Below are 26823 nucleotides of genomic sequence, written 5' to 3' on the forward strand. Positions count from 1 at the left end.
CAGAACGAACGTTGCTGCTGCTTCTTCCCCGCGTCGCCGTCACGGCCCTTCGTGTCACTCGCCTCTTCGGAGGTTTCCGCGCCCGCGTCCGGGCCTTTCTTTCCGAGCGGCGCCTCGCCATCGCCCGCCGAGCCGCCCGACGTGGGGTCCCGATCCTCCGGCTCTCCGCGTCCGGACCTTGCGCCGACCACCAGGTCCCCCACATCCACTCCTTACTCCGCTTACTCCGCTTGCTGCGCGCTGCCGCCCGCGCCATATGCGGCGCAAGCCCACCACCCCCATAACGAGCGGGAGTTCCGCAGGAGTCGGGAGCGGGGTCATTCCTTGCCGATTGTTGGATGTTGCCACTCCCGGGCCCGCCCTCGCGGCAGACGCGCCCGAACCCCCCGGCGCGGCGACGCCGGAGTACGTCGCCGGTTCCTTCAGCCCCGCCCAGTGCCCCATCGGCCAGGCCACGGCGAAGGCCCTGCCCACCACCAGGTTCTCCGGCACGGTGCCGTCGCCGGCGTCCTTGAGGTGGAAGCGGGAGTCCGCGGAGTTGGACCGGTGGTCACCCATCACGAAGAGCCGGTTCGGCGGGACCTTGACCGTGAACTTGATCTCCGACGGCGGATTGCCCGGATGGATGTAGGGCTCGTTCAGCGGGGTCCCGTTGACGGTGATCTTCCCCTGGGCGTCGCAGCACTTCACCGTGTCGCCGCCGACCGCGACCACCCGCTTGATCAGGTCCTGCTCGTCCGCGGACGGCAGCAGCCCGATGAAGGTGAAGAACTCCTTGACCTGCTTCACGACCACCGGGTCCTCGCCGGACTGGGCCTGCTCGCCCTCCAGCCAGTTGCCGGGGTCCTTGAAGACCACCACGTCGCCGCGCTGCGGCCGCGAGCCGAACCACGGCGTGAGCTTGTCGACGACGACGCGGTCGCCGATCCTGATCGTCTGCTCCATCGAGCCCGACGGGATGACAAAGGCCTGCAGCAGGAAGGTCTTGAGCACCAGCGCGATCAGCAGCGCGACCCCGATGAGCAGGGGTATCTCCCTGGCCGCGGAACGCCGCCGCCTGCGCTTGACCTTCCGCGCCAGCTTGCGCCGCTCGGCCCGGCCGCCGCCCCTGCGCGGGCCCGCGGGCTCCTCGCCCAGGTACTCGGCACGGCTCGGCTGGCCGGCGTTCGCCCGCCCGCGGTTACCCATGGGCGCCGTCCAGGGAGCGGCGGCGGCCCAGCGGCCAGAAGGTCGCCTCGGCCCGGCCGATCACCTTGTCCACCGGGACGGTGCCCCCTCCGGGGTCGCCCAGATGGTCACGGGAATCCCGGCTGTCGGCACGGTGGTCACCCATCACCCACAGCCTCCCCTTCGGAACCTCGATGTCGAACGCTACCCGGGACGGCGTGTCCCCGGGGTAAAGATAGGTCTCGTCCAGCGGGCGCCCGTTGACGGTGATCCTGCCCCGCTCGTCGCAGCAGGTCACCCGGTCCCCACCGACACCGATGACCCGCTTGACGTAGTCGGTCCCGCCGGAGTCCTGCACGAACGATCCCTCGCCGTCGAACACCACGACATCGCCTCTGGCGGGCACCTTGCCGAAACGGTACGCCAGTTTGTTGACCAGCACGCGGTCCCCGGCCCGCAGGGTGTTCTCCATCGACCCGCTGGGGATCTCGAAGGGCTGGGCCACGAAGACGTTGACCAGCGCGATCACGGCGGCGGCCGCCACGGCGAGCAGCGCATACCGCTGTGTACGTACGCCGAAGCGCGACCGCTCAACCCGCTGTTCGGCGGGATCGGCGCGGTCGCGCTCCGGGAGGTGCACCTCTGTGTCCATCAGGCGCAGAGCCTATAGGGCCCCGCATATGCCGGGCGGACTCAGTTGTCGCGCTTCTCCTTGATCTTCGCGGCCTTGCCGCGCAGCTCACGGAGGTAGTACAGCTTGGCGCGACGGACGTCACCGCGGGTCACGAGCTCGATCTTCTCGAAGATCGGGCTGTGCACCGGGAAGGTACGCTCGACGCCGACGCTGAAGGAGACCTTGCGGACCGTGAAGGTCTCACGGACGCCGGCGCCCTGGCGACGGATGACAACGCCCTTGAACTGCTGGATACGGGAGCGGTTGCCCTCGATCACGCGGACGTGGACGTTGACGGTGTCACCGGGACGGAAGGCCGGGACGTCGCTGCGCAGCGACGCGGCGTCGACGGAGTCGAGCAGGTGAGACATGTTCGTCTGCTTTCTTCGCCCATGCCACAGGTCATCGGCGGGAGTAGTGGTGGTGATCCGACTGCCTCCGCGTCGGACGGGCGTCATGTCCCCCTGTGGCAGGGGCGCACACCGGACGCAAGGCAGCAGCCGCCTATTCTTCCACGGACTCCGGGAGTCGCCCAAATCGGCCGTCCTCGCCCTGCACCCAGCCGAGGGCCGCGAGCATCGCGCGGTCCTTCTTGTCCAGGGCGGCCGGGTCGCAACGCTCGATCAGGTCGGGGCGGTTCTCCGTCGTACGGCGGAAGGCCTCGTCGCGGCGCCAGCGGGCGACCTTGCCGTGGTGGCCGCTGAGCAGCACCTCCGGCACTCCGCGGTCCCGCCAGACCGGGGGCTTGGTGAAGACCGGGCCCTCCAGCAGGTCGGCCATGGCACCGGGGGCGAAGGAGTCGTCGCGGTGCGACTCGGCGTTGCCCAGCACGCCCGGCAGCAGCCGGGCCACGGCCTCCACCATCACCAGCACCGGGGCCTCGCCGCCGGCCAGGACGTAGTCGCCGATGGAGACCTCGCGGACGTCCAGCCGCTCCCCGTACTCCTCGATGACCCGCCGGTCGATGCCCTCGTACCGGGCCGGGGTGAAGACCAGCCAGGGCTTCCCGGACAGCTCGACCGCGAGCTCCTGGGTGAAGGGGCGGCCGCTCGGGGCGGGGACCACCAGCACGGGATCGCCCTCCCCCGACTCCAGGACCGCGTCCAGGGCCTCGCCCCACGGCTCGGGCTTCATGACCATGCCCGGGCCACCGCCGTACGGGGTGTCGTCGACCGTGTTGTGCCGGTCGTGGGTCCACTGGCGCAGGTCGTGGACGCGCACGTCCAGCTGCCCGCGTGCGCGGGCCTTGCCGACCAGGGAGACGTTCAGCGGCTCCAGGTACTCGGGGAAGATCGTGACGACGTCGATGCGCATGGGCCTACTGCTCCGCCTCGGCCTCGTCCAGCAAGCCGGGCGGGGGCGTGATGACCGCGCGCTGCTGCTCCAGGTCGATCTCGGGGACGATCTCGGCGACGAAGGGCACCATGACCTCGCTGCCGTCCGGCCGTTCGACGACCAGCAGGTCGTGGTACGGCAGGTGCGAGATCTCCTTGATCCGGCCGACCTCGGTCCCGTCGGCGGTGACCACGTCGAGGTCGACCAGCTGGTGGTCGTAGTACTCCTCGGGGTCCTCCGGCGTCTCGTCCGGGTCGACGTCGGCGATCAGCAGGACGTTGCGCAGCGCCTCGGCACCGGTGCGGTCCTTCACGCCGGCGAAGCGCACCATCAGCCGGCCGCTGTGCACCCGGCCCGTCTCGATGGTGAGCGGGCCGGCCGACGCCGGGTCCGTGACGAGCACGGTGCCCGGGGCGAGCCGCAGTTCCGGCTCGTCGGTGCGCACCTCCACCGAGACCTCGCCCTTGATGCCATGGGCGCGACCGATGCGTCCCACTACCAGCTGCACTTGATCGCGCTCCTGTGCTCACGTGTCGGATACGGCCACGGGCCGGGGGCGGCCCAAGTGCCACCCCCGGCCCGTGCCGGTGCTGCGTACCTCAGCGGACGTGGTCCACGTCGACGAGGTCGACGCGGACACCTCGTCCGCCGATCGCGCCCACGACCGTGCGCAGGGCGCGGGCGGTGCGGCCGTTGCGGCCGATCACCTTGCCGAGGTCGTCGGGGTGCACCCGGACCTCCAGGACCTTCCCCCGACGCAGGGTGCGCTCGGCGACCTGCACGTCGTCGGGGTTGTCGACGATGCCCTTGACCAGGTGTTCGAGGGCCTCCTCGAGCACGATCAGGCCTCGGTCGACTCGGCCGCCTCGGCGGCCTCGTCCTTCTTGTCGGACTTCTTGGCCTTCTGGGTGATGGCCTCACCCTTGGACTCGTCACCGGCGTCCTTGGCGGCGGCCTCGAAGAGGGCGCGCTTGTCGGCCTTGGGCTCGGCGACCAGGAGCGGGGCCGGAGCCGGCTCGCCCTTGTACTTCTGCCAGTCGCCGGTCTTCTTCAGGATGGCGAGCACGGGCTCGGTCGGCTGCGCGCCGACACCCAGCCAGTACGCGACGCGCTCGGCGTTGACCTCGATGCGCGACGGGTTCTGGACGGGGTGGTACAGACCGATCTCCTCGATGGCCCGGCCGTCACGGCGGGTACGGGAGTCGGCGACGACGATGCGGTAGTGAGGCGAACGGATCTTGCCCAGACGCTTCAGCTTGATCTTGACTGCCACGGGAGTGGGTTCTCCTGGAGTTGACGTGGTTGGGCAGGCCGGACCACCACGTGGGGTTGTGGAGCCGGTTGCCCGACGGACGCGTCAGCCGAAGGAGAGAGGGGTCCTGCACGGCTGCCGAGTGCTCAGCTGACCATTCTGCCATACGGCGGGCATGCCGCCGTACGCCGGTGACCCCACCGGCGCCGTCCCCCGTACGGTGCCGCCCCCGTGCCGCGGCGGGCGCTCACGCGACCGCCGCGGCCTCCGGAATCCGGAACGGCGTACCGCACGCCCCGCAGACGATCGGCGCCTGCGCGAGGACGGACGGCACGACCCGGACGTTGCGTCCGCAGTCGCAGACCGCCTTCACCCGTACGCCTCCGCCCGAGGACCCGTGCCGGGCGGCGGGCCCGCGGAAACTGCGGGCGGTGTCGGCGGCGGTCGCCACGGTGTGCGCTCTGAGCGCGCGCTGCAGGCGGTCGATCGTCGCCCGGTAGCGCTTCTTGGTGTCCGGGCGCAGCTGGACCAGGGAGAAGCCGCTGCTGGGGTGCGGCTCCTCGGAGTGGTCCAGGCCGAGCTCGTCGGCGATGGCCAGGAATCGACGGTTGTGGTAGCGGCCTGCCCGCGAGGTGTCCCGGACGCCGCGCGCGGCGGCGACTCCGTGGACGGCCTCGTGCAGCAGGCGCTCGAAGGAGAGCTCCGTGCCGCACGCGGACGAGGACTCTCCGATCAGGGACTCGGGGGCGGCCAGGTCGGGCAGTTCGGGATGGTGCCGTTGAATGTCGGCCCATGCGACTGCCAGCTCGGCGGCGAGGACTGGTGGTGTCGTGCTCACGTCGTGACAACGAGCCGGGGGCGCCCTGTGTTCCGATACCGGGCCATCCCAAATATTTTGCACGTACTAGTCAGTTCCGGATGATGCGTACGGCTGAGGGCGGGTGCGGAGGACAGTGGAGAAGTCACGCACCCGCCTCAAGCGTGGACGTACTGCCGATTACGTACGTCGCTTTTCAGTCAGTTGACGGTCAGTATGCCCGCGCGACGATCGCCGCGGTACCCGGCGCGTCGTCCGTTTCCGGAACCTGGCCGTCCTCGGTCAGCAGGCAGCGCACGGACACGCCCTGCTCGGCCAGCCTGGCCTCGCCCTCCGGGCCGAGGTCGGCCCAGGGGATGCGGGCCCAGCCGGTGGCCGCGGCCTCGGCGGCCTCGGCGATCGTCTTGACGTCCACGGTGCGGGACTCGCGGCGCTCGCGGGACTGGCGCAGCAGCGTGGCCTGGTCCTCCTCCAGCGCCTTGGGCACCAGCGCGGTCAGCTCGTCGATCGCCACCGGCTCCTTGCCCCCGGGGATGCGGCGGGCGAGCATCGCGGTGCCGTTCTCCAGGTCGCGCGGGCCGACCTCCACGCGGACGGGGACGCCCTTGAGCTCCCAGTCCACGGCGCGGCGGCCGAACGGGGTGTCGGTGCGCACGTCGACCTGGACGCGCACGCCGGCGGCCTTGAGCCGGTCGCCGATCTCGCGGACCTTGGCGACGACCGCGTCGTCGCCCTTGATCGCCAGGACGACGGCCTGCACCGGCGCCAGCCGCGGCGGCACACGCAGTCCGTTGTCGTCGCCGTGGGACATGATCAGGCCGCCGACCATGCGGGTCGACACGCCCCAGGAGGTCTGCCAGACCAGTTCCTGCTGCCCCTCCTTCGACAGGTAGGAGGTGTTGAAGGCCTTGGCGAAGTTGGTGCCCAGCTCGTGGCTGGTGCCCAGCTGCAGCGCCTTGCCGTCGCCCATCATGCCCTCGAGGGTGAGGGTGTTGATGGCGCCGGCGAAGCGCTCGCGGGCGGTCTTGCGGCCGAGGACCACGTCGATGCCGAGGACGCCGGTCATGAAGTCGCCGTACACGTCGCGGTGGATCATCGCGGCGTAGTCGCGGGCGTCCTCGTAGGTGGCGTGCGCGGTGTGGCCCTCCTGCCACAGGAACTCACTCGTACGGAGGAAGAGCCGCGAGCGCATCTCCCAACGGACCACGTTGGCCCACTGGTTGATGAGCAGGGGCAGGTCGCGGTAGCTCTGCACCCACTTGGAGAAGTACTCGTTGATGATCGTCTCGGAGGTGGGCCGGACGACGACCGGCTCCTCCAGCTCCTTGCCGCCGCCGTGGGTGACCACGGCCAGCTCCGGCGCGAAGCCCTCGACGTGCTCGGCCTCCCGGGTCAGGTAGGACTGCGGGATGAAGAGCGGGAAGTACGCGTTCTGGGCGCCCGCCTCCTTGATCCGCGCGTCCATCTCCTGCTGCATCCGCTCCCACAGCGAGTACCCGTACGGCCGGATGACCATGGTGCCGCGCACCGGGCCGTTGTCGGCCAGCTCGGCCTTGTTGATCAGGTCCTGGTACCAGCGCGGGAAATCGTCCGCCTGGGGTGTGAGTACGGGAGCCTTTGCCATGCCGCAGATGGTACGGGGACAGCGGCACCGGACGTGAATCGGCGGGGTCGGGAATCGGCCCAATCCTCACCTTCAAACCTCTGGACTACGGCCCGGAAGGGGAGTTGGCTGACTCCGGGGGCATGCGCGGCGTGACGATGACGGTGCGCGGCGTAACCGGGGGGCGTACGAGGAAGGCTTTCGGCGAGACGGCGACGCGGCTGATTGGGGCGCTCGATGACACCTACGCTCGCACGGCACCCACGGACACACCGGACCGACGGCAGGGCGCGTGACTGGGCGGAGATCCAGGAGCGGATGCTCGTACCGCTCTACGAGGCGGTGCACGAGCGGTTGGAGGTCGGCCCCCGCACCCGGCTGCTCGGCATCGGCTGCGGATCGGGACTCGCGCTGCTCATGGCCTCGGCCCGGGGCGCGGCGGTCACGGGGTGCGATCCGGACGAACGGCGCCTCGAACTGGCCCGGCAGCGGCTGCTGCCCGAGCCGCAGTGGGGCGCGCCGGCACGGTCGCGCGGCGGGCGCACCCGGCTCGTGCCGGGCGGCCCGGCGGAGGTCCCCGTACCGGAGGGGGCGCCGTTCACGATGATCACCGCCCTCGACCCGGGGACGGCACCGGCGGCGCTGGTCCCCGCGCTCGGCGCCGCGGCGGGTCTGGCCGAGCGGGGCACCCCGGTCGTGCTGGCCGGCTGGGGGCCGCCCGAGCGCTGCGCCACCGGGCGGGTGCTGCGGGTCGCGGCCCGGCTGGCCGAGCCGCGCGGCACCACCGCCGCGGTCCGGCTCAGCGGCCGTGACGACCTGGAGGAGCTGGCGCGGGAGGCGAGGCTGCGTCCGGACGGCTCGGGGCGGGTGTCCTGCCCGTTCGGCTACCCCGACATGGACAGCGCGGTACGCGGCCTGGTGTCGACCGGGCTCTTCGACGCCGCCGTGGCGGCCACCGACGAGGACCAGGTGCGCAAGGAGCTGCGCGAGGCGCTGCACGCGTACCGGCGCGGCGACGGCACGGTCCGGATGGAGAACGTGTTCCGTTACCTGGTGGCCCGGGTGTAGCCGCAGCGTTCCCGCGCGGCCGTACGGCGGCTACTCGACGGCCTTCGCGAGCCGCGGGATGCCCGCCGCCTCGTAGGCCTCGTCCTCCTCCAGCGTCTCGGCCTCCAGCAGCCGCTCCGCGAGGGCGTCCAGTTGCTCGCGGTGCCGGCCCAGCAGCCGGCAGGCCGTTCCGTAGCACTCGTCCACGATCCTGCGCATCTCGGCGTCGATCACGTCGAGGGTGGCGGGGGCTGCGGACAGTCCGTAGGGCTGCTGGGAGTCGGCCGGGATCGCGGAGAGCGGGCCGACCTTCTCGCTCATGCCCCAGCGGCCGACCATGCCCCGGACGACGTTGGTGACCTGCTCCAGGTCGTTCTCGGCGCCGGTGGTGATCACCCCGAAGACGACGTGCTCGGCGGCCATGCCGCCGAGCGCGCCGATGATCCGGCCGCGCAGGTACTCCTCGGTGTACGCGTAGCGGTCGGAGTCGGGGGTGGAGAGGGTGACCCCGAGGGCGCGGCCGCGCGGGACGATGGTGATCTTGCGTACCGGGTCGGCGCCCGGGTGCAGCATCCCGAGCAGGGCGTGCCCGGACTCGTGGTAGGCGGTACGGCGACGCTCCTCGATGGGGATCACGAGCGGGCGTGCCGCGCCCAGCTGCACCTTCTCCAGGGCGTCGGAGAGCTCGCCCTGCCCGACGGCGCCCTTGCCGCGCTTGACGGCGAGCAGCGCGGCCTCGTTGGCGAGGTTGGCGAGTTCCGCGCCCGTCATCCCCGGCGTCGCACGGGCCACGGCGGTCAGGTCGATGCCGCCCTCCAGGGGGACCTGGCGCAGGTGGATGCGGAGGATCGCCTCACGGCCCGTACGGTCGGGCGGGCTGACGTGGACGACGCGGTCGAAGCGGCCGGGCCGGGTCAGGGCGGGGTCGAGGACGTCGGGCCGGTTGGTGGCGGCCGTGACGACGACGCCCTCGGAGCCGGAGAAGCCGTCCATCTCGGTGAGGATCTGGTTGAGGGTCTGCTCCCGCTCGTCGTGGCCGCCGATGCCGCCCGCGGCGCCGCGGGCACGGCCGATGGTGTCGATCTCGTCGATGAAGATGATCGCCGGGGCGACCTTGCGGGCCTCGGCGAACAGCTCGCGCACCCGGCCGGCGCCGACGCCGACGATCATCTCGATGAACTCGGAGGCGGAGGCGGAGAAGAACGGCACGTCGGCCTCGCCGGCCACGGCCCGGGCGAGCAGGGTCTTGCCCGTGCCGGGCGGTCCGGCGAGCAGCACGCCGCGCGGCATCCGCGCCCCGAGCGCCCGGTAGGCCTGCGGGCGCTTGAGGAAGTCGACGACCTCGTTGAGCTCGGCCTCCACCTCGTCGATGCCCGCCACGTCGGCGAAGGTGGTGCGGCGGCCCGCCTCCGGGACGACCGGCGTCGGCGGGGCCCTGCGGCCGAGGCCGCCCAGGCCGCCGAGCCCGCCCGCGAGCTTGCTCATCCGGCGGGAGACGTAGAGCCAGAGCAGGACCAGCAGCAGCACCGGGGCGAGCGAGAGCAGCAGGTTGTAGAGCAGGCCGCGCTGCTGGACCACGGGTTCGGCGGTGACGGTGACCTTGTTCTTCGTCAGGGTCGCCCACAGGTCGTCGTCGGCGAAGACCGGCCGCTGGGTCTTGAACTGCATGTACGTGCCCTCGTCCGCCCCCGGCACGTCCTGCTTCTTCTTGAGCTGCCCCTCGATGGAGTCGCCCTTGGAGTAGATCTTCGAGATGTTGTCCGTGGCCAGCTGCCGGTTGAACTCGGTGTACGAGATCGTGGTCGGCCGGGACCCGGTGAAGAACGAGAGCACCAGGTCGGTGATGAGGAAGACGACGAGCGCCGTCAGGATCATGCCGCCCCAGCCGCCCATGCGGCGCCGTCGCCGAGTGGGCGGCGAGGCTGGCGCGCCCTCCGTCCGCCATGGGTCGTCCGGATTCTGCCGGGGCGGTACGGGATTGCCCATATCCTGACAATAAGGACAGTGCCGCTCCGGCGCCCCTCAGACTCCCGGCCACTCCTCGGCGGTGAGCGCGAAGCGCTCGTGGTCGCGCCAGGCGTCGTTCAGGTAGAGCATCCGGGGCGTGAAGCCCTCGTGGCGGAAACCGAGGCGCTTGGCCATGGCGACGGACCGTTCGTTCTCCGGCTGCACGTTGATCTCCAGCCGGTGCAGGCCCAGGCCCCGCGGCTCGGGGGCGAAGCAGCGGTCGACGACCAGCCGCAGTCCCTCGCTCATCCGCCCGGTCCCGGCGAAGGGCACGTAGCTGTCGTAGCCCAGGCTGCCGTTGCGGAAGCGCCCCATGACGATGTTGGCCACGTTGCACTTGCCGACGATCCCGCCGCTCTCCTCGTCGAGGATCAGGAACGTCCGCAGCACGGGCCCCTGGCGCCGCAGCAGTTCGGGCAGCCCGTCCGGTTCGACCGGGTTCCACCGGCCGACGTGCTCGGCGGAGCGCAGCACCGCCTCCCGGTAGGCGGGGGCGTCGGCCGGCTCCGGGGGACGGATGTGTACGCGCATGGGTCCATGATGCACGCGCGGCGGCGGCGCCCCCTGCGCGGGGGGCGCCGCCGCCGTACGGACGCGGACCTGGGTCAGCCCATGAACTTCTTGAACTCGTCGGGCAGTTCGAAGTTCTGACCCTCCTGGCCGGCCGGCAGGCCGAAGGCGCCACCGGCCTGCTGCTGCTCGCGACGGGCGGCGTCGGCCTTCTCCTGCTCGGCGCGCTTGAGCGGGTTGCCGCTCTGCCGCTTGCCCTTGGCCTTCTTCTGCTGCTTCTTCTGACGTGCGCCGCCGCCCATGCCCGGCATGCCGGGCATCCCCGGGATACCGCCCTGGGCCATCCGCGACATCATCTTGCGGGCCTCGAAGAACCGCTCCACCAGGCTCTTCACGGCGCTGACGTCCACACCGGAACCGCGGGCGATGCGGGCGCGGCGGGAGCCGTTGATGATCGTGGGGTCCTGGCGCTCACCCGGGGTCATCGACTTGATGATCGCGGCCGTGCGGTCCACGTCGCGCTCGTCGAGGTTGTTGATCTGGTCCTTGATCTGGCCCATGCCCGGGAGCATGCCGAGCAGCTTGGAGATCGAGCCCATCTTGCGGACCTGCTCCATCTGCTGGAGGAAGTCGTCGAGGGTGAACTCCTTGGGACCCTTGGCCAGCTTCTCGGCCATCTTCTGGGCCTCGGCCTGGCTGAAGGTCTGCTCGGCCTTCTCGATCAGGCTGAGGACGTCACCCATGCCCAGGATGCGCGAGGCCATCCGGTCGGGGTGGAAGGCGTCGAAGTCGTCCAGCTTCTCGCCGTTGGAGGCGAACATGATCTGACGGCCGGTGACGTGCGCGATGGAGAGCGCCGCACCACCGCGGGCGTCGCCGTCGAGCTTGGAGAGCACCACGCCGTCGAAGCCGACGCCGTCGCGGAAGGCCTCGGCGGTGTTGACCGCGTCCTGGCCGATCATGGCGTCGACGACGAAGAGGATCTCGTCGGGCTGCACGGCGTCGCGGATGTCCGCGGCCTGCTGCATCATCTCGGCGTCGATGCCGAGGCGGCCGGCGGTGTCGACGATGACGACGTCGTACTGCTTGGTACGGGCGTGGTCGAGGGAGTCCTTGGCGACCTGGACCGGATCGCCCACGCCGTTGCCGGGCTCCGGCGCGAAGACCGCGACGCCCGCCCGCTCCGCGACGACCTGCAGCTGGTTGACGGCGTTGGGACGCTGGAGGTCCGCGGCGACCAGCAGCGGGGCGTGGCCCTGGCCCTGCAGCCAGCGGCCGAGCTTGCCGGCCAGCGTCGTCTTGCCGGCACCCTGCAGACCGGCGAGCATGATCACGGTCGGCGGCTGCTTGGCGAACCGCAGCCGGCGGGTCTCACCGCCGAGGATGCCGACGAGCTCGTCGTTGACGATCTTGATGACCTGCTGGGCGGGGTTCAGCGCCTGGGAGACCTCGGCCCCGGACGCCCGCTCCTTGACCTGCTTGATGAAGGCGCGCACCACCGGCAGCGCGACGTCCGCCTCCAGCAGCGCGATGCGGATCTCGCGCGCGGTGGCGTCGATGTCCGCCTCGGAAAGGCGGCCCTTGCCCCGGAGGTTCTTGAACGTCGCTGCGAGGCGGTCGGAAAGGGTGTCGAACACGTCGGTCGCGGATCCTCAGGTCGGGGGCGGGTGATAGGTCGTCCTCAAGGGTATCCGCCCGGGCCGCGAATGGTCTCCACCGCGTCAGCGCAGGGCCCGCTCCACCTCGTCGGCGACCTCGGCCGCCCGTACGTCGGGAAGCGGATCGCCCGCGGTGTCCGTGACGTAGAACGCGTCCACCGCGTTGGCGCCGAGCGTACTGATCCGGGCGGACCTGACGTTCACGCCGGTGGACTCCAGGGCCCGGCCGATGCGGTGCAGCAGCCCCGGGGCGTCGTGGGCGCGGACCTCGATGACGGTCGCGGCGCTGGAGCTGCCGGGGGCGACGGTGACACGGGGCGGCGGAGGCGTGACCCCGCGACGGCGGGGGTACGCGGACTCCCGCTCCGCCAGCCGTGCCTCGATGTCGAGGGAGCCCGCGAAGGCCCGGGCGAAGTCGTTGCGCAGGCGTGCCGCCTCGGGCAGCGAGCCGTATTCGGCGGCCACCCGCCAGCGCAGGAGGGTCACCGGGCCCTGGTGGATGGGGTCGACCGCGCGCAGGTCGGCGGCCCGGACGGTGAGCCGGTGCAGGGCGAGCACGCCCGCCGCCGCCGCCAGCAGCCCTGGCCGGTCGGGGACGGCGAGCAGCAGCTCCACGCCGACGGGCTCGGGTTCGTCGTCCGCGGTCCGCGGGGCGGCCCCGTCGGGGTCGGGCTCGGCGTGGGCGTGCAGCGCGATGACCGGGCCCCCGGTGCGCGCCGCCTCGACCGCCAGACGCTCCTCCTCGGCGGTGGGCTCGGGGTCGGCGGGCCCGGGCACCGCCCCGCTCACCAGCACGGCGGCGACCCGCTTGACCAGGTCGCCGACGAGTGAGGACCGCCAGGCGCTCCAGGCGGCCGGACCGGTGGCGAGGGCGTCCGCCTCGGTCAGCGCGTGGAGCAGCTCCAGCGTCTCGGAGTCGCGGACGGCCTCGGCGACGCTCTGCACGGTGGCGGGGTCGTCCAGGTCGCGCCGGGTCGCGGTCTCGATCAGCAGCAGGTGGTGCCGGACCAGCAGGGCCAGCGTCTCCACGTCGGCGCGGCCGAAGCCGAAGCGGGCCGCGACGTCGCGGGCGATGACCTCGCCGGCCTCGGAGTGGTCGCCGGGCCAGCCCTTGCCGATGTCGTGCAGCAGGGCGGCGATGAGCAGCAGGTCGGGGCGGCCCACCCGGCGGGTCAGGCGCGAGGCGCGCACCGCGCACTCGATGAGGTGCCGGTCGACGGTCCAGATGTGCACGGCGTTGCGCTGCGGGCGGCAGCGGACCCGTTCCCAGTCGGGGAGCAGCCGCGTGATCATGCCCGCGGCCTCCAGTGCCTCCCACACCTGCACGGTGGACTCCCCCGCGCCGAGCAGCGTCACGAGTTGTTCGCGGGCCTCGGCGGGCCACGGCACCGGCAGCGGCCGGGTGGCCTGGGCCACGCTCAGCCGGCGGACCGCGTGCAGCGACAGCGGTACACCGTGCTCGGCGGCGGCCGCGGCGGCGCGCAGCGGCAGCACCGGGTCGCGCTCGGGCCTGGCCGTGAGCGCGAGGACGGCCTCGCCCTCGTGCTCCACGACGCCGTCGGCGAGCGGGGTGCGCTCGGGCGCGTTCGCGCCCTGCTCCGGGCGGGAGCGGCCGAGCAGCCCGCGGCGGCGGGGCCGCATCTGGCGGGAGCGCAGGACCCGGCCGACCTCGCGCCAGGTGACGTCGAAGGCGTAGCCGACGGTCCGGGCGGCCTCGTACACCTGGCGCAGCAGCGTGTCGGCGTCGAGCAGGCCGAGTGCGCCGGCCACCTGGTCCTGCTCCTGCAGGGCCAGCCGGTCGGTGGCGCGGCCGGTCACCAGGTGGAGGGCGTCCCGGGCGTCGAGCAGCCGGGTCCTGGCGTCCTCCAGGCCCTCGCGGGGCGCGTCGGCGAGCCAGGAGGCGGCGACGGCGCGCAGGGCGGTGGCGTCGCGCAGCCCGCCGCGGGCCTCCTTGAGGTCGGGCTCCAGCAGGTACGAGAGCTCGCCGTGGCGCTCGGCGCGCTCCAGGCACAGCTCGTGGAGCGCGGGGAGCCGCTTGGGCGCCTGGTTGCGCCAGTCGGCGAGGACCGCGGTGCGCAGGGAGGCCGTGAGGGCGGCGTCGCCGACGATGTGGCGGGCGTCGAGGAGGCCGAGCTGGACCTTGAGGTCCTCGGCGGCGGTCCTGCGGGCCTCCGCGGGGGTGCGGACGGAGTGGTCGAGGGCGACGCCCAGGTCCCAGACCGGGTACCAGATCCCGTCGGCGAGGCCGGCGACGTCCGCGGGCCCGGCGGAGCCGTCGTGGAGCAGCAGCAGGTCCAGGTCGCTGCGCGGGGAGAGCTCCCCCCTGCCGTAGCCGCCGACGGCGACCAGCGACCAGCCCCGCGCCCCGGTCCGGTCGGCCGCACCGCGGGCGAGGTCGGCGAGCCAGGCGTCGGTCAGGGAGGCCAGCGCCTTGCGCCGCGGCGGCCCGGACGGACCCTCGCCGTTCAGGAGGGCCAGCCGGGCCGCCGCATAGCCTGCAGGGGCGTGTCCGTCGTGGGCTTTCGCGTCGACGTTCTCCGTCACACTGTCTCCAGTCGCAGGCCGTGCGGTGGAACTGCTCGGGTTCGGTGGTGCGAAAGGGCGCGGCCGGAGTACCGGCCGCGCCCCCGCGTCCTCAGAGCGCGTCCGGGCCGCGCTCCCCGGTCCTGACCCGTACGGCGGTCTCGACCGGGATGCTCCAGACCTTGCCGTCACCGATCTTGCCGGTGCGGGCGGCCTTGACGATGACGTCGATCAGCTGGTCGGCGTCGCCGTCCTCGACGAGCACCTCGATGCGGATCTTGGGCACCAGGTCCACGGTGTACTCGGCACCACGGTAGACCTCGGTGTGGCCCCGCTGACGGCCGTAGCCACTGGCCTCGGTGACCGTCAGGCCCTGGACGCCGAAGGCCTGCAGCGCCTCCTTGATCTCGTCCAGCCGGTGCGGCTTCACGACCGCGGTGATGAGCTTCACGCGTCCACCTTCTTCGACGGGGCGTCGGTCACCTGGGTGCCGCTGCCACTGCTGCTGTCCAGGGAGGAGAGGGCGGAGCGGACCGCGCCGGCCACGCCCGCGAAGTCGTAGCCGGTCTCCGCGTGCTCGGCCTGGTCGATGCCCGCGACCTCGGTGTCCTCGCTGACGGTGAATCCGATCACCAGGTCGATGAGCTTGGCAAGGATCGCCGAGGCGATCAGCGAGTAGAACAGGACCACGCCGACGCCCAGGAACTGCTTCCACAGCTGGTCGAAGCCGCCGCCGTAGAAGACGCCCTTGGCGGTCTGGCCGACCCCGCCGGTGGCGAAGAAGCCGATGAGCAGGGAGCCGACGATGCCGCCGACCATGTGGACGCCGACCACGTCGAGGGAGTCGTCGTAGCCGAACTTGTACTTCAGACCGACCGCCGCGGCGCAGGCCACACCGGCGATGACACCGACCGCGATCGCGCCGAGCGGGCTGACCGAACCGCAGGCCGGGGTGATGGCGACCAGACCGGCGACCGCGCCGGAGGCGGCGCCCAGGGTGGTGAAGGAGCCGTGCTTGATCTTCTCGTAGGCGAGCCAGCCGAGCATCGCGGAGGCGGTGGCGACCTGGGTGTTGGTGAAGGCCACGGCCGCGACGCCGTCGGAGGCGAGCCAGGAGCCGGCGTTGAACCCGAACCAGCCGAACCACAGCAGGCCGGCGCCGAGCATGACCAGCGGCAGGTTGTGCGGGCGGAACGGGTCCTTCTTGAAGCCCACGCGCTTGCGGATGACGAGGATCACGCCGAGCGCCGCGGCACCGGCGTTGATGTGCACCGCCGTACCGCCGGCGAAGTCGATCACGCCGCGGGTGAAGAGGAAGCCGTCCGACGCCCAGACCATGTGGGCGACCGGGAAGTACACGACCGTCGCCCACAGGGCCACGAAGAGCGACCAGGCGGTGAACTTCACCCGGTCCGCCAGGGCGCCGCTGATCAGGGCGGGCGTGATGATCGCGAACATCAGCTGGAAGACGGCGAAGACGTAGACCGGGATGGTGTAGCCGTCCCACAGCTGGGAGATCCCGATGTTGCGCATGCCGGCCCAGTCGAAGCCGCCGAAGAAGGCGTTGCCGGAGTCGAATGCGACGGTGAAGCCGTAGAGCGTCCACAGCACGGTGACGATGCCGATGGCGATGAAGCTCATCATCAGCATGTTCAGCACGCTCTTGACCCGCACCATGCCGCCGTAGAAGAAGGCGAGGCCGGGGGTCATCACGAGCACCAACGCTGCGCTCAGCAGCATGAACGCCGTGCTACCGCTGTCGAGCGTGGGCGTATCTGCGGCAAGCGTCAAGAAGCCTGCTGCCATCGGCGTCTCCTCGTCATCCGAACGGCCCGTGCGGGAAGCGGGCTCGATGGGCCGGTTTTCGCCATGAGGTTGTCCCAGCCGGGTTTCCGTCGACGCCATCGGGTGTTTCGGAACCGTGACGAAGAAGTCGTCCGTGTTACGTCGGGATGAACCGCCACCCCAGCGGGCGCCGCCATGACGACGCCGTCACGACTCCGTGACCCCTCGGGCGGGCCGACGAGCTGTATACGTGCCGCGCGGGCCGGGGTGTACAAACCTCGCCACGCCGTCGAACGGACGGGTCGGTGAACGAGGACCGGCCGCGGCGGGCCACCCGGTTGACCTGGCATGGGGGAGCCGAGTCGGGCTGTCGGGATGGCCGGCCGCGGCCGGGGTGCGGGGTGGACCGCCGGGTCAGGCGGTCCCGGCGACCTCGGGGAGGTCGGACGCCAGGCGCTCGCTGAGCTGGGCGACCTCGGCGACCTTGCCGTAGTCGCGCAGCGCGGTGTCGGCGGTCTTGCGGATGCGGGTGTTCACCCGCTCGGAGCGCACGTGCTTGGCGACGTCGATGGCCTGGACGGTGAGGCCCGCGGCCTCCTCCGGGCTGCGCTGGAGCAGGTGCACGGTGGCCATGCCGATCAGGTTGAGGGCGTAGGCGCGCTGGTGGACGGTGTCCTTGGAGAAGAGCTCGACGGCCCGCTGCATCACCGGGTGGGCCAGCGAGGCGTACGTGGGGCTGCGGCCGGCCACGTACGCCAGGTCGCGGTAGGAGTGGGCGTTCTCGGCGTTGAGCTCGGCCTCGTTGAAGAAGCTGATCCAGTCCGGGTCCTCGGTGGGGCGGGAGTCGGTGTAGGAGTCCTCGGCCATCCGCACGGCGCGGTGGCACTTGCTGACCTGGCCCATGTTGGCGTAGGCGCGGGCCTCCATCGCGTACAGCATCGCCTGGGTGGTGGCGGTCGCGCTGTCCCTGCTGCCGTACTGCGCCAGGTGGATGAGTTCCAGTGCGTCGTCGGGCCGGTCCAGGTGGATCATCTGGCGGCTCATGCTGGACAGGACGAAGGCACCCAGCGGGCGGTCGTCCGCCTCCTTGGCCGCGTGCAGGGCCAGGACCAGGTACTTCTGCGCCGTGGGGTGCAGGCCGACGTCGTAGGACATCCAGCCGGCGAGCGCGGCGAGCTCGGCGGTGACGCGGTAGAGCCGCTTGGCGACGGACTGCGGATGGGACTCCTGGAGCAGGTCGGTGACCTCGTGCAGCTGGCCCACCACGGCCTTGCGGCGCAGGCCGCCGCCGCACTGGTTGTCCCACTGCCGGAACATCACCGTGGTGGCCTCCAGCAGCTCCAGCTCGGGCTCGGAGAGCCGGACCCTGCCCCCGGACTCGCGCGGCGGGGGGACGTCGGCGCCGGACGCGGGGGTGGGCACCAGCCAGCGCTGCATCGGCTCGACGAGGGCGGGGCCGGCGGCCAGCGCCAGGGAGGTCCCGAGGAAGCCGCGACGGCCGAGCATCAGGTCGCTGCGGGAGAACTCGTTGATCAGCTGGACCGTCTGCGGCCCGGCCCACGGCAGGTCCACGCCGGTCGCGGCGGGCGGCTGGTGGGCGGGGCGCAGGCCGAGGTCCTCCACCGGGACGACGGTGCCGAAGCGTTCGGAGAACAGCTCGGACAGGATGCGCGGGATGGGTTCGCGCGGCTGCTCGCCGTCCAGCCAGCGGCGCACCCGTGAGGTGTCCGTGCTGACGTGCAGCGCGCCCATCTGGCGTGCTCTGCGGTTCACCTGACGGGCGAGTTCGCCCTTGGACCAGCCGCTGCGCACAAACCAAGAGGTCAACTGCGCGTTGGGCTGCTTGTCCTGTGTGCCGCCCACCGTGACGCCCCCATTCCGTCGCCCAACACCTCCGGGGATGAGGGCCGTTGCCTGCCTGGCCCCCATGTGCCTCAGTGTCCTACGAGTCTTGCCTCCGGCATACCCGCCGGCCCGCACACTTCCGGGGCTTGCAAACCGAAAGTAATCCTACGATCACCCATCCGGCGATGCCTCCAGCGAAAACGCCACCATTCGCCACCCCTTCGAATGAACTACATGTGCACACGGCGCGATTCACTTGACACATGCCGATCAGGCACGGGCGTAACCATCGGCAACTACGACCCGTTGGGGGTGTCATGGGCTTCACGATCGGCAGCATGCGGGAGATGCGACACATCCGCTCCGGCGCGCGCCGCCGGACGCACGCCTCGGCGTGCACCACCGTGGCGGAGTACACCGGGTTGTGCGGATGGGCGGTGGCGCCGGGTGCGCGCGCCACGCGCGGGGGCGGGCAGTGCTCCTGCGGTGACCCGGGGTGCAAGGCACCGGGCGCCCACGCACTGGAGTTCGCCGGCGAGGTGCCGGCCGGGGCCACCCTCGAGGAGGCCGTGGCCGCCTGGGAGCGCGTGCCGGGCGCGGCGCTGATGCTCCCCGTGGGCCGCGCCTTCGACGTGATCGACGTGGCGGAACGATCCGGCGTACGCGCCCTGGTGCGCCTGGAGCGCATGGGGCTGCGTCTCGGGCCGGTCATCGCCACCCCGGACGGCAGGGCGCAGTTCTTCGTCGCACCGGGTGCCGCCGCCGAGCTCCCGCACCTGCTGTACCGCATGGGCTGGGACGACGCCGACCTCGACCTGCGCTGCCTCGGGCCGGGCGACCACGTGACCGCCCCGCCCTCCGACCTCGGCGGCCTCGGCCCGGTCCGCTGGCTGCGGCCGCCGGCGCTGGACGCCGCCCGCCAGCCGCCGGAGGCCCGGCTGCTGCTCGGCACGCTGGCGTACGTCTGCCACCGGGACCGCGCGTACGCGTGAACGACGAGCAAGGGGCGCACTCGTGGGAGTGCGCCCCTTGTCCACGTGTCCGCTTGTCCGCGGACGCCGCCGGCTACGAGCCGATCAGCGCGTCCACGAAGGCCTCGGGCTCGAACGGCGCGAGGTCGTCCGCCCCCTCGCCCAGGCCGATCAGCTTGACCGGAACGCCCAGCTCGCGCTGGACGGCGACGACGATGCCGCCCTTGGCGGTGCCGTCGAGCTTGGTGAGCACGATGCCGGTGATGTCGACGACCTCGGCGAAGACCCGGGCCTGGACCAGTCCGTTCTGACCCGTCGTGGCGTCCAGGACCAGCAGGACCTCGTCCACCGGGCCGTGCTTCTCCACGACGCGCTTGACCTTGCCGAGCTCGTCCATCAGGCCGGTCTTGGTGTGCAGCCGGCCCGCGGTGTCGATGAGCACGACGTCCGCACCCTCGGCGATGCCCTCCTTCACCGCGTCGAAGGCGACCGACGCCGGGTCGCCGCCCTCGGGACCGCGCACGGTGCGGGCGCCGACCCGCTCGCCCCAGGTCTGCAGCTGGTCCGCGGCGGCGGCACGGAAGGTGTCGGCGGCGCCCAGCACGACGCTGCGGCCGTCGGCCACCAGGACACGGGCGAGCTTGCCGGTGGTGGTGGTCTTGCCGGTGCCGTTGACGCCGACGACCATCAGCACGGCCGGCTGGTCGGCCCCGTCCCCGTTCGGCAGCCCGTCCGTGTGGAGCGTGCGGTCCAGATCCGTGCCGATCAGGGCCAGGAGTTCCTCGCGCAGCAGCTGCCGCAGGTCGGCGGGGGTGCGGGTGCCGAGCACCTTCACCCGGGTGCGCAGCCGCTCCACGAGTTCCTGGGTGGGGGCGACCCCGACGTCCGCGGTGAGCAGGGTGTCCTCGACCTCCTCCCACGTGTCCTCGTCGAGGTGCTCGCGCGCGAGCAGCGTGAGCAGCCCCTTGCCGAGCGCGTTCTGCGAGCGCGACAGCCGGGAGCGCAGCCGCACCAGACGGCCGGCGGTGGGCTCGGGCCGCTCGATCTCGGGGGCGGCCGGGCGCTCCTCGACGAGGACGCCGCCGGCGGAGGCGTCTTCCGACTCGGGGAGCTCGACCTCTTCGATGGTCCGGCGGGGTTCGTCCCGCGGGGCCTCCGCCTCGTCGCCGATCTGCGGTTCGGCGGGGGGCGCGGTGATCGTCGGCTGCTCGGTGGGCGGTGCGGGGGGCAGCTGCTTCCTGCGGCGGCTGCCCACCACCAGCCCGCCGGCCGCCAGGATCACGACCAGGGCGATGACTACGGCAAGAATGACGGTTTCCATAACCCGTCCAGTATCGGTCACGCGGCGCGCCCTCCCGGGAGCCACCCGGCGGGCGTCCGCGACTCTGTTCATCTGACGGTTCGTCAGCTAACGTCGGCGCATGCCCGCCACTGTCGTACGTTTCAACCTCGTCGACCCCGCGGCCGCGCCCGGGGCGCTGAGCCACCGCTACCGGGCCGCCCTGGAGATGGCCGCGTACGCCGACGAACACGGCGTCGCCACCCTCCAGACCGAGGAGCACCACGGCTCCCCCGACGGCTGGCTGCCCTCGCCCCTGACCTTCGCGGGGGCCGTCCTCGGCGCGACCCGCCGCATCGCGGTCACCGTCTCCGCGCTGATCGGGCCGCTGTACGACCCGCTGCGGCTGGCGGAGGACCTCGCGGTGCTCGACCACGTCGGCGGCGGCCGGCTGGTCACCGTCGCCGGCATCGGCTACCGCCCGGAGGAGTACGAGGCCCTCGGGGTGGACTGGCACCGGCGCGGCGCCCTCCAGGACGAGCTGCTGGAGACGCTGCTCACGGCGTGGACCGGTGAGCCCTTCGTCTTCCGCGGCCGGACCGTCCGGGTCACGCCCCGCCCCCACAGCTCCCCGCACCCGCTGCTGATCGTCGGCGGCAGCTCGCGCGCCGCGGCGCGCCGGGCGGCACGGTTCGGCCTGCCGTTCTTCCCCAGCGCCCACCTCCCGGAACTGGAGACGTACTACCGGGAGCAGCTCGCCGAGCACGGCACCGAGGGCTGGTGCCTGATGCCCCCGCCGCAGGTGCCGCTGCTCCACCTGTCGAAGGACCCCGACCGCACCTGGGCCGAGTACGGGCGGCACCTGTTCCACGAGGCCGCCACCTACGCCTCCTGGCAGTCCGCCGGCATCCGCTCGGCGGTGCGCTCCAGCGCGGCCTCCCCGGACGAACTGCGCCGCGAGGGCGTCTACCGCGTGGTCACCCCCGACGAGTGCGTCGCCTTCGCGGAGGCGAGCACCGACCCGGCCGCCGCCCTCGTGCTGCACCCGTTGTGCGGGGGCATGCCGGTCGAGGAGGGCTGGCGGAGCCTGCGCCTGTTCGCGGAGCAGGTGCTGCCCCGGCTCAAGGACTGACCGGGCCCGGCCGCGAGCGGCCCGGCGCACGGCGCCGCCCCCGGGCCCGGAGGGGCACCACGGGGGCGGCGCTGCGGAAGCGGGTGGGGCCGGTCAGCCCATCTCCTCCAGGGTCTTGCCCTTCGTCTCCGGGACGAACGTCACGACGAAGGGGATGGAGAGCGCGGCGAAGGCCGTGTAGATCACGTAGGTCAGCGACAGGTTCCAGTCCGACAGGCTGGGGAAGCCGGCCGTGATCACCCAGTTGGCGATCCACCGCGCGCGGGCGGCGACGCCGAGCGCGGCGGCGCGGATCCGGCTCGGGAACATCTCGCCGAGGAAGACCCACACCACGACGCCCCACGACAGGGCGAAGAAGAGCACGAAGGCGTGCGCGCCGACGAGTGCCACGGCGCCCTCGGTGCCGGGGAGGCTGATGTGGCCGCCGGTGCCGGTCTTGTGGGAGAAGGCCCAGGCGACCAGGCCCAGCGAGACCGCCATGCCGAAGGAACCGACGAGGGCGAGAGGCTTGCGGCCGATCCTGTCGACGAACAGCATCGCGATCACGGTGCCGATGATGTTGATGATCGACGTGGTGAAGGAGTGGAAGAACGAGCTGCTCGGGTCGACGCCCACGGACTGCCAGAGGGTGGCCGAATAGTAGAAGATCACGTTGATGCCGACGAGCTGCTGGAACACCGACAGCCCGATGCCGACCCACACGATCGGGGCGAAGCCGAAGCGCCCGCCGAGCAGGTCCTTGAAGCGGGAGCGGTGCTCGCTGCGCATGTGCTCGCGGATCTCGGCGACCCGTGCGTCCGCGTCGGTGTGCTCGCCCTCGACGTCGCGCAGCACCTTCTCGGCGTCGGGGATCCGGCCGGCGGAGATCAGGAAGCGGGGCGACTCGGGGATCGCGAAGGACAGCAGGCCGTACAGGACGGCGGGCACGACCATCACGCCGAGCATGACCTGCCACGCCTCGACGCCCAGCAGGTCACCGCGCTGGTCGCCGTCGGCGGCCTGGAGCAGGCCCCAGTTGACGAGCTGGGAGACGGCGATGCCGATCACGATCGCGGCCTGCTGGAAGGAGCCGAGCCGGCCGCGGTACGCGGCGGGCGCGACCTCGGCGATGTAGGCGGGGCCGATCACCGACGCCATGCCGATGGCGAAGCCGCCACCACGCGCCACAGCGCCAGGTCCCAGAGGCTGAAGGGAAGGGCGGAGCCCACGGCGCTGACCGTGAAGAGCGCGGCGGCGATCCGCATGACGCGGATGCGCCCGATGCGGTCGGCGACGCGGCCCGCGGTGGCGGCGCCGATCGCACAGCCGATCAGCGCGATGGCGACGACCTGGGCGAGCACGGCCGAGCCGATGTCGTACTTCCCGCGGATGCCCTCGACGGCGCCGTTGATGACGGAGCTGTCGTAGCCGAAGAGGAAGCCGCCCATGGCGGCGGCCGCGGTGATGAAGATGACGTGCCCGAGGTGGTCGGCATGGCCGCCGGAGCGGCCGTTGGCGCAACGAAGCAGAGGATCCCCCAGGGATCCCCTCTACTCGTTCACAACTTGCAGTCAGTCTTTGAGGCGCTGACTGATGACCTTCGACACACCGTCGCCCTGCATGGACACGCCGTACAGCGCGTCGGCGACCTCCATGGTCCGCTTCTGGTGGGTGATGACGATCAGCTGCGAGCTCTCCTGCAGCTCACGCATGATGCGGATGAGCCGCTGCAGGTTGGTGTCGTCCAGCGCGGCCTCGACCTCGTCCATCACGTAGAACGGGCTCGGCCGGGCCTTGAAGATCGACACCAGCATCGCCACGGCGGTCAGCGAGCGCTCGCCGCCCGACAGCAGCGACAGCCGCTTGACCTTCTTGCCCGGCGGCCGGGCCTCCACCTCCACACCGGTGGTGAGCATGTTCTCGGGGTCGGTGAGGATCAGCCGGCCCTCGCCGCCGGGGAAGAGCCGGGAGAACACGCCCTCGAACTCGCGCGCCGTGTCGTGGTACGCGGAGGTGAAGACCTGCTCGACCCGCTCGTCCACCTCCTTCACCACCTGCAGCAGGTCGGCCCGGGTCTTCCTCAGGTCCTCCAGCTGTTCCGAGAGGAACTTGTGCCGCTCCTCCAGCGCCGCGAACTCCTCCAGCGCCAGCGGGTTGACCTTGCCCAGCTGCTGGTACGCCCTCTCCGCCGCCTTCAGCCGCTTCTCCTGCTCGCCCCGGTGGTACGGGCGCGGCGTGTTGCGCGGGTGCTCCGGGTCCTCCGGCAGCACCTCGCCCTCGGCGGGCGGGGACGGCGGCACGAGCTGGTCCGGCCCGTACTCCGCGACCAGGCCCTCGGGCTCGACGCCGTACTCCTCCAGCGCCTTGCCCTCCAGTTGCTCGACCCGCATCCGCTTCTCGGCGCCCAGCACCTCGCCCTTGTGGACGGAGTCGGTCAGCCGGTCCCGTTCGGACTTCAGCTCCCGGCCCTGACGGCGCGCGGTGTCCAGCTCCGCCTCGCGCTCGGCCTTGGCGCGCTCGGCCGCGCCGCGTTCCTCGTCCGCGCGCCCCAGCGAGACCTGGACGCAGGCCAGCAGGCCGTGCGAGCCCTTCAGCACCGCCGAGGCGACCTGCGCCTCGTACTCCAGACGTGCCTTGCGCCGGGCGGCCCGCTGCCTGGCCTCGCGCTCGGCGCGGGCGGCACGGTCCAGGCCGTCGGCGCGGCCGGCCAGGCCCTTGACCCGCTCCTCGTGGGTACGGACCTGGAGCCGCGCCTCCATCTCGGTCTGACGGGCGTTGGCGCCGTCGGCGGCCAGCCGGTCCCGCACGGAGGTGTCCGGCTCCTCCTCGGCGGGGGCGGCCTCCGCCTCGCTCAGCCGGAACGAGAGCTCCTCGAACTCCTCTATGGCGGCCGCCAGGGACTCCTCGGCGCGGCCCACGGCGGCGGCAGAACGTTCCGCCTCCCCCGCCGCGGCCCGTGCCTGGCCGCCCAGCCGGCCCAGCTGCTGGGCCACGGCCGACTTCTCCTTCTCCGCGGCCCGCCGACGCTGCGTCAGCTCGTCGACCACCCGGGCGGCGGCCGACCGGCGTTCCCTGGCGGCGGCCTGCTCCTCCGCCAGCGCCTCGCAGCGCCCGGCCAGTGCCTCCAGCTCCGCGGCGGCCTCGTCGACGGCGGCCTGCACCTCCAGCAGGCTGGGGGCACCGGCCGAGCCGCCGTGCGCGAAGTGGGCACCGAGGACGTCGCCTTCCGCGGTCACCGCGGTCAACCGCGGGTGGGCGGCGACCAGTGACTCGGCGTCGGCGAGGCTCTCCACGACGACGTAGTCCCGCAGCAGACGGCGCACGGCCGGGAGTAGTTCGTCGGGGCCGCCGACGAGCGCGGCCGCCGCACGCGCGCCCGGGGGCACCTCGGCGGTCTCCTGCGGGGCGGCGTCACCGGCGACGAGCAGCGCCGCGCGTCCCGCGTCGTCCTTGCGCAGCAGCCGCAGCGCCTCGGCGGCGGCGGACGGGCCCGAGACGGCGACCGCGTCGGCGGCGGCACCCAGCGCGGCCGCGACCGGCACCTCGTGGCCCGGGGCGACGGTGAGGAGTTCGGCGGCGGGCCCGAGCAGCCCGGCCAGGCGGTCGCCCGCGGCGAGCAGGGCACCGGTGCCGTCCTTGCGGCGCAGGCCGAGGGCGAGTGCGTCGTGGCGCGCGGCGAGGGCGGCCCGCCGGCGTTCGGCGGTGGTGGCGGCCTCGCGGGCGGCGGAGTGGGCCTCGTCGGCGCGGGCCTGCTCGTCCTTGGCCGCCTCGAGGCGCTCGTCGAGCTCGGAGTCGTCGGCGTCCAGGTCCTCGACCCGGGCGCGGAGTTCCTCGTACTCCTCCTGCGCGGACTCGGCACGCTCGCGCGCCTCGTCGCGGGCGGCGGTCAGCCGGCCGATCTCGGCCTCGGCGGATCCGGCCTTGGAGCGGGCGGCGTTGACCTGACCCTGCAGCCGGGCCAGGCCCTCGCGGCGGTCGGCGATGGCGCGGGCGGCGGCCTTGAGCGCCTTGTCCTCCTCCGCGAGGCGGCGTTCCAGCTCGGCCCGGTGGTCGACCGTGTCGTCCAGGGCGCGCTGGGCGGCCTCCAGGGCGTCGGTGAGTTCCGCCTCCTGTTCGCGGATGCGGGCGGCCTCGCGCTCCATGTCCTCCGGGTCGCGGCCGCGCCGCTCCTCGGCGGGCTGCGCGGTGGCATGACGTACGCGCTGCTCGGCCAGGCCGATGGTGCCGCGCACCCGCTCGGCCAGTTGCGACAGCCCGTACCAGGTGGCCCGGGCGTCGGCGAGCCGCGGCGCGAGAGCCCTGACCTGCTCCTCCAGGCGCGCCTCGCGTTGTACCGCGGCCGCCAGCTCCGACTCGACGGCGTCGCGGCGCTCCTTGAGCGCGGCCTCGTCGGCGACCTCGGCGTGCAACGCCTTCCGCAGGGTGACCAGGTCGTCGGCGAGCAGTCGCAGCCGGGCGTCGCGCAGGTCGGCCTGGATGACCACCGCCCGGCGGGCGACTTGTGCCTGCCGGCCCAGCGGTTTGAGCTGACGGCGCAGCTCACCGGTCAGGTCCTGGACGCGGGCCAGGTTCGCCTGCATGGCGTCCAGCTTGCGCAGCGCCTTTTCCTTGCGCTTGCGGTGCTTGAGGACCCCGGCCGCCTCCTCGATGAAGGCACGGCGGCCCATCGGATCGGCGTGCAGCACCGAATCCAGTTGTCCCTGGCCGACGATGACGTGCATTTCACGGCCGATACCGGAGTCGGAGAGCAGTTCCTGGATGTCCAGCAACCGGCAGGTGTCGCCGTTGATCTGGTATTCGCTGCCGCCGTTGCGGAACATGATCCGCGTGATGGTGACCTCGGCGTAATCGATCGGGAGGGCACCGTCGCTGTTGTCGATCGTGAGCGACACCTCGGCCCGGCCGAGCGGCGGCCGTCCCGTCGTGCCGGCGAAGATGACGTCCTCCATCTTGCCGCCGCGCAGCGACTTGGCGCCCTGTTCGCCCATGACCCAGGACAGCGCGTCCACGACGTTGGACTTGCCGGAACCGTTCGGGCCGACGACACAGGTGATTCCGGGTTCGAATCGCAGGGTCGTCGCCGAGGCGAATGACTTGAACCCGCGCAGGGTCAGGCTCTTCAGGTGCACGCCGCTGGACTCTACCTCCCGCTCCCGGTTTCACCGAGGAATGCGGGGGGCACATGCAATGCAAGGGCGGAGATCATGGGAGGGCGAACGGGGCGGCAAACGACGAAGGGA

At 72.3% G+C, this 26823-nt stretch carries 21 protein-coding genes and 1 pseudogene; 3 read left to right on the top strand and 19 right to left on the bottom strand.

Going from position 1 to position 26823, the window contains the following annotated elements; all coding sequences use genetic code 11:
* Positions 1-54: 54 nt before the first annotated feature.
* From lepB (OG937_15255) to proS, 9 genes are all read right to left on the bottom strand, one after another.
* Complete coding sequence (gene lepB / locus OG937_15255; GenBank protein ID WUD72954.1) at positions 55-1188, bottom strand: signal peptidase I; 1134 nt, start codon at positions 1186-1188, stop codon at positions 55-57.
* A complete protein-coding gene (gene lepB, locus OG937_15260) occupies positions 1181-1819 on the bottom strand; it encodes a signal peptidase I (GenBank protein ID WUD72955.1) in 639 nt (212 codons plus the stop codon). Before lepB (OG937_15260) ends, lepB (OG937_15255) begins: the two co-directional genes overlap by 8 nt.
* A gap of 41 nt (positions 1820-1860) precedes the next feature.
* The gene (gene rplS, locus OG937_15265; protein WUD72956.1) at positions 1861-2211 is read right to left on the bottom strand and encodes a 50S ribosomal protein L19; all 351 of its coding nucleotides are present in this window, start codon (positions 2209-2211) and stop codon (positions 1861-1863) included.
* Positions 2212-2344: 133 nt separating this feature from the next.
* Positions 2345-3154 carry a tRNA (guanosine(37)-N1)-methyltransferase TrmD gene (trmD, locus tag OG937_15270; GenBank protein WUD72957.1) on the bottom strand — a complete coding sequence of 270 codons (810 nt, stop codon included), beginning with the start codon at positions 3152-3154 and terminating at the stop codon, positions 2345-2347.
* Positions 3155-3158: 4 nt separating this feature from the next.
* Complete coding sequence (gene rimM / locus OG937_15275; protein WUD72958.1) at positions 3159-3683, bottom strand: ribosome maturation factor RimM; 525 nt, start codon at positions 3681-3683, stop codon at positions 3159-3161.
* Positions 3684-3774: 91 nt separating this feature from the next.
* Positions 3775-4014, bottom strand: a complete 240-nt coding sequence (locus OG937_15280; GenBank protein WUD72959.1) for an RNA-binding protein — start codon at positions 4012-4014, stop codon at positions 3775-3777.
* A 2-nt stretch (positions 4015-4016) separates the two neighbouring features.
* Positions 4017-4448 carry a 30S ribosomal protein S16 gene (rpsP, locus tag OG937_15285; GenBank protein WUD72960.1) on the bottom strand — a complete coding sequence of 144 codons (432 nt, stop codon included), beginning with the start codon at positions 4446-4448 and terminating at the stop codon, positions 4017-4019.
* A gap of 226 nt (positions 4449-4674) precedes the next feature.
* A complete protein-coding gene (locus tag OG937_15290) occupies positions 4675-5265 on the bottom strand; it encodes a hypothetical protein (protein WUD72961.1) in 591 nt (196 codons plus the stop codon).
* A gap of 190 nt (positions 5266-5455) precedes the next feature.
* Positions 5456-6868, bottom strand: coding sequence for a proline--tRNA ligase (proS, locus tag OG937_15295; GenBank protein WUD72962.1), 1413 nt, complete (start codon positions 6866-6868; stop codon positions 5456-5458).
* Positions 6869-7084: 216 nt separating this feature from the next.
* Here proS and OG937_15300 point away from each other — a divergent pair, with 216 nt between their 5' ends.
* A complete protein-coding gene (locus OG937_15300; protein ID WUD72963.1) occupies positions 7085-7915 on the top strand; it encodes an SAM-dependent methyltransferase in 831 nt (276 codons plus the stop codon).
* A 30-nt stretch (positions 7916-7945) separates the two neighbouring features.
* Here the strand turns inward: OG937_15300 and ftsH are convergent, their stop codons facing one another.
* From ftsH to OG937_15335, 7 genes are all read right to left on the bottom strand, one after another.
* Positions 7946-9880, bottom strand: a complete 1935-nt coding sequence (gene ftsH, locus OG937_15305) for an ATP-dependent zinc metalloprotease FtsH (protein WUD72964.1) — start codon at positions 9878-9880, stop codon at positions 7946-7948.
* Positions 9881-9916: 36 nt separating this feature from the next.
* A complete protein-coding gene (locus OG937_15310; GenBank protein ID WUD72965.1) occupies positions 9917-10432 on the bottom strand; it encodes a GNAT family N-acetyltransferase in 516 nt (171 codons plus the stop codon).
* A 74-nt stretch (positions 10433-10506) separates the two neighbouring features.
* Positions 10507-12048, bottom strand: a complete 1542-nt coding sequence (gene ffh, locus OG937_15315) for a signal recognition particle protein (protein WUD72966.1) — start codon at positions 12046-12048, stop codon at positions 10507-10509.
* A gap of 84 nt (positions 12049-12132) precedes the next feature.
* Positions 12133-14613 carry a [protein-PII] uridylyltransferase gene (locus tag OG937_15320; protein WUD72967.1) on the bottom strand — a complete coding sequence of 827 codons (2481 nt, stop codon included), beginning with the start codon at positions 14611-14613 and terminating at the stop codon, positions 12133-12135.
* A gap of 91 nt (positions 14614-14704) precedes the next feature.
* On the bottom strand, positions 14705-15043 hold the full coding sequence (locus OG937_15325) for a P-II family nitrogen regulator (GenBank protein WUD72968.1): 339 nt from the start codon (positions 15041-15043) through the stop codon (positions 14705-14707).
* Positions 15040-16398 carry an ammonium transporter gene (locus tag OG937_15330; protein WUD72969.1) on the bottom strand — a complete coding sequence of 453 codons (1359 nt, stop codon included), beginning with the start codon at positions 16396-16398 and terminating at the stop codon, positions 15040-15042. The genes OG937_15325 and OG937_15330 overlap by 4 nt, the downstream gene beginning before the upstream one ends.
* A gap of 393 nt (positions 16399-16791) precedes the next feature.
* The gene (locus OG937_15335) at positions 16792-18240 is read right to left on the bottom strand and encodes a hypothetical protein (GenBank protein ID WUD72970.1); all 1449 of its coding nucleotides are present in this window, start codon (positions 18238-18240) and stop codon (positions 16792-16794) included.
* Between the two features lie 299 nt (positions 18241-18539).
* Here OG937_15335 and OG937_15340 point away from each other — a divergent pair, with 299 nt between their 5' ends.
* A complete protein-coding gene (locus OG937_15340; protein ID WUD72971.1) occupies positions 18540-19214 on the top strand; it encodes a bifunctional DNA primase/polymerase in 675 nt (224 codons plus the stop codon).
* A 73-nt stretch (positions 19215-19287) separates the two neighbouring features.
* Here OG937_15340 and ftsY read toward each other — a convergent pair whose 3' ends face one another.
* Positions 19288-20514: a signal recognition particle-docking protein FtsY gene (gene ftsY / locus OG937_15345; protein WUD72972.1), complete on the bottom strand. Its 1227-nt coding sequence runs from the start codon at positions 20512-20514 to the stop codon at positions 19288-19290.
* Positions 20515-20614: 100 nt separating this feature from the next.
* On the opposite strand from ftsY, the gene OG937_15350 reads away from it, so the two are divergent.
* Positions 20615-21604, top strand: coding sequence for an LLM class flavin-dependent oxidoreductase (locus OG937_15350; protein ID WUD72973.1), 990 nt, complete (start codon positions 20615-20617; stop codon positions 21602-21604).
* Between the two features lie 93 nt (positions 21605-21697).
* On the opposite strand, the pseudogene OG937_15355 reads toward OG937_15350, so the two are convergent.
* A pseudogene (locus OG937_15355) lies at positions 21698-23124 on the bottom strand (sugar porter family MFS transporter).
* 30 nt (positions 23125-23154) lie between these two features.
* Positions 23155-26712 carry a chromosome segregation protein SMC gene (smc, locus tag OG937_15360; protein ID WUD72974.1) on the bottom strand — a complete coding sequence of 1186 codons (3558 nt, stop codon included), beginning with the start codon at positions 26710-26712 and terminating at the stop codon, positions 23155-23157.
* Between the last annotated feature and the right edge of the window lie 111 nt (positions 26713-26823).

The organism is Streptomyces sp. NBC_00510, assembly GCA_036013505.1.
Taxonomy (GTDB): domain Bacteria; phylum Actinomycetota; class Actinomycetes; order Streptomycetales; family Streptomycetaceae; genus Actinacidiphila.

Coding starts and splice junctions, on each gene's coding strand:
- lepB (WUD72954.1), bottom strand. CDS start 1,188: ATGGGTAACCGCGGGCGGGCGAACGCCGGCCAGCCGAGCCGTGCCGAG.
- lepB (WUD72955.1), bottom strand. CDS start 1,819: ATGGACACAGAGGTGCACCTCCCGGAGCGCGACCGCGCCGATCCCGCC.
- rplS (WUD72956.1), bottom strand. CDS start 2,211: ATGTCTCACCTGCTCGACTCCGTCGACGCCGCGTCGCTGCGCAGCGAC.
- trmD (WUD72957.1), bottom strand. CDS start 3,154: ATGCGCATCGACGTCGTCACGATCTTCCCCGAGTACCTGGAGCCGCTG.
- proS (WUD72962.1), bottom strand. CDS start 6,868: ATGGCAAAGGCTCCCGTACTCACACCCCAGGCGGACGATTTCCCGCGC.
- OG937_15300 (WUD72963.1), top strand. CDS start 7,085: ATGACACCTACGCTCGCACGGCACCCACGGACACACCGGACCGACGGC.
- ftsH (WUD72964.1), bottom strand. CDS start 9,880: ATGGGCAATCCCGTACCGCCCCGGCAGAATCCGGACGACCCATGGCGG.
- OG937_15310 (WUD72965.1), bottom strand. CDS start 10,432: ATGCGCGTACACATCCGTCCCCCGGAGCCGGCCGACGCCCCCGCCTAC.
- OG937_15330 (WUD72969.1), bottom strand. CDS start 16,398: ATGGCAGCAGGCTTCTTGACGCTTGCCGCAGATACGCCCACGCTCGAC.
- OG937_15340 (WUD72971.1), top strand. CDS start 18,540: ATGGGCTTCACGATCGGCAGCATGCGGGAGATGCGACACATCCGCTCC.
- ftsY (WUD72972.1), bottom strand. CDS start 20,514: ATGGAAACCGTCATTCTTGCCGTAGTCATCGCCCTGGTCGTGATCCTG.
- OG937_15350 (WUD72973.1), top strand. CDS start 20,615: ATGCCCGCCACTGTCGTACGTTTCAACCTCGTCGACCCCGCGGCCGCG.